The organism is Synechococcus sp. H60.1 (genome assembly GCF_047462335.1).
Lineage (GTDB): Bacteria > Cyanobacteriota > Cyanobacteriia > Thermostichales > Thermostichaceae > Thermostichus.
This window is the reverse complement of sequence record NZ_JANSJA010000215.1, coordinates 26,546-28,753: the sequence shown is the minus strand read 5'-3', so window position 1 is coordinate 28,753 and position 2,208 is coordinate 26,546. Positions and strand designations below refer to the sequence as shown.

At 60.8% G+C, this 2,208-nt stretch carries 2 protein-coding genes and 1 tRNA gene; 2 read left to right on the top strand and 1 reads right to left on the bottom strand.

Translation table 11 applies throughout. From position 1 onward, the window contains the following. Positions 1–204: 204 nt before the first annotated feature. Positions 205–990, bottom strand: a complete 786-nt coding sequence (panB, locus tag NW852_RS10835; RefSeq protein ID WP_414370361.1) for a 3-methyl-2-oxobutanoate hydroxymethyltransferase — start codon at positions 988–990, stop codon at positions 205–207. Positions 991–1,152: 162 nt separating this feature from the next. Between panB and NW852_RS10830 the strand changes: the two genes are divergently transcribed. Together NW852_RS10830 and NW852_RS10825 are read left to right on the top strand one after the other, a co-directional pair. Then, positions 1,153–1,239, top strand: a tRNA-Ser gene (locus NW852_RS10830). 227 nt (positions 1,240–1,466) lie between these two features. Further along, the coding region (locus tag NW852_RS10825) for a phycocyanobilin:ferredoxin oxidoreductase (RefSeq protein WP_414426736.1) at positions 1,467–2,208 on the top strand (742 nt) is incomplete at its 3' end.

Genomic DNA, 2,208 nt, shown 5'->3' with positions numbered 1-2,208 from the left:
CTGCTGCCAAGCGGGTGAGGAAACCCCACCCGCCTACGCGGTGGGGTAGTTCATGTGCGCTGTACATCCTCGGCCAGCCTTGACAGAGGCGGCAATCGGCTGCCCCGACTGGCTCCCCATTTCTGGAGATCCTCACCAAGGGAGAGCAGTAACCAACGACTGAGGTGCCAGAAAGTGATACTTGCGAGTTGCCGAGGGGATGCCCTAGGTGGGGGGAAACAGTCTTTGATGAACATCGCCGACAAAGGCTTCCACCGCTTCTCGGATTACCTCTCGCAGGTTGGCGTAGGCTTTGGCGAAGGGCGGGATCCGCTCACTGAGGCCGAGCAGGTCGTGGGTGACGAGAATTTGGCCGTCGCAGGCCGGGCCAGCCCCAATGCCCAGAGTCGGGATCCCGACTTGCTGGGTGATCTGGGCAGCCAATTCCGCCGGCATGTGTTCCAAAACCAGGGCAAAGGCCCCTGCCCGCTCTAGGCTTAGGGCTTCCTGGCGCAGCCGCTCTGCCTCTGAGGGGGTTTTTCCCTGCTGGAGATACCCCCCCAGTTGATGCTTGGCCTGTGGTGTAAGGCCGATGTGGCCCAAGACCGGGATCCCTCGCTGTACCAGAAAGGCCACCGTTTCCACCATGTCTGGGTAGCCCCCTTCTAGCTTCACCCCATTCACCCCTGCCTCCTTCATCAACCGTCCTGCCGAGAAGAGGGCCTGCTCTTTGCAGACTTGGTAGCTCAAGAAAGGCAAGTCGGCCACCAAAAAGGCTCGTTCTACACCGCGGCGCACTGCCTGGGCGTGGTGGATCATCTGTTCCAGCGTCAGGGGCAAGGTGCTGCTGTACCCCAAGCTGGTCATGGCTAGGCTGTCGCCTACCAAGATCAAGTCGATCCCGGCTCGATCCAAGATCTGCGCTGTGGCATAGTCGGTAGCGGTGAGGGCCACCAACGGTTGACCCGCCTGTTTGGCCTGGCGAAAGTGGTGAATGGAAAGGGCAGCCATACCTCTATGATCTCATTTCCCCTGCGGTTTCTGGCTGGGCCGTACCCCCCAAGAGCTTTGGCCCTGGGGTAATTGGCCAGGTTGCATCCGCCCCATTCCACGAGAGGGGATCCGGGCAGGATAGCCCGTTTGCCGCTAAGATGGTAAAGCCCTATGCAGACTGGAAGGGTGACAGAGTGGTTGATTGTGACGCTCTCGAAAAGCGTTGTGGCCGCAAGGTCACCGTGGGTTCGAATCCCACCCCTTCCGTCTTCGAGCAATCCAATGGCGCTCAACGCTGCCAACGCCTGGTAGGGTCAGCACCCGGCCCTCTCAACCTCCGCCAAAGCCCCCGGCAGCCCTGGACTGGCTGGGATCCCTTGCTTTGTTAAGTCCCACCTCAGCTTACTGAAACCTGGGTTTCAGGAAGGCACCTTTGCGGATTGGCCCGGCGCGGCTTTCGAGGACTTGTCGCTTAACCGGTCTTCTTGGCTCCCATGTTCACCGCCCCTGCTCTGCAAGCGCAACTGCATCCCCTCATCCAGCGCCTTTCGGAGGCAATCCTAGAGATCTGGGGATCCCACCTCGCCCTGGCTCCCTATGCCCTGCCGGAGGATCTGGGCTATGTGGAGGGCCGCCTAGAGGGGGAGAAATTGCAGATTGAAAACCGCTGCTACCAAGGGGCTCCCTTTCGCAAGTTGCACCTGGAGCTGGCCCAGGCCGGGCAAAGCCTGGATATTCTCCACTGCGTCATGTTTCCGCAGCCGCAGTACCCGCTGCCGCTGTTCGGCTGTGATATTGTGGCCGGCCGCGGTCAGGTGAGCGCCGCCATCGTCGATCTCTCGCCGGTCACCCCCACTTTGCCGGATCCCTATGTCCAAGAGTTGGAAGCTTTGGGAGCTCATCTCGCCCCTTTCCAAGAGCGACGCCAGTTGCCGCCGTGGGGGACGATTTTTTCTCCCTACTGTCTGTTCATCCGGCCCGGCGACGAGGCAGAAGCCGACCGCTTTTTGGATTTCGCCCGCCGTTATTTGGAAATCCACTGCCGGCTGGCGCAACAGATCCCCCCGCAGACGGATCCTGTCCAGATCCTGGTTCACTACCAAGGGCAGCAGCGCTACTGCAGCCAGCAACAACAGAACGACCGCACCCGCCGCGTTTTGGAAAAAGCTTTTGGCCCCGCCTGGGCCGAGCGCTACATGAGCACCGTCCTTTTTGACTTGCCCCCCAGTCCGATGC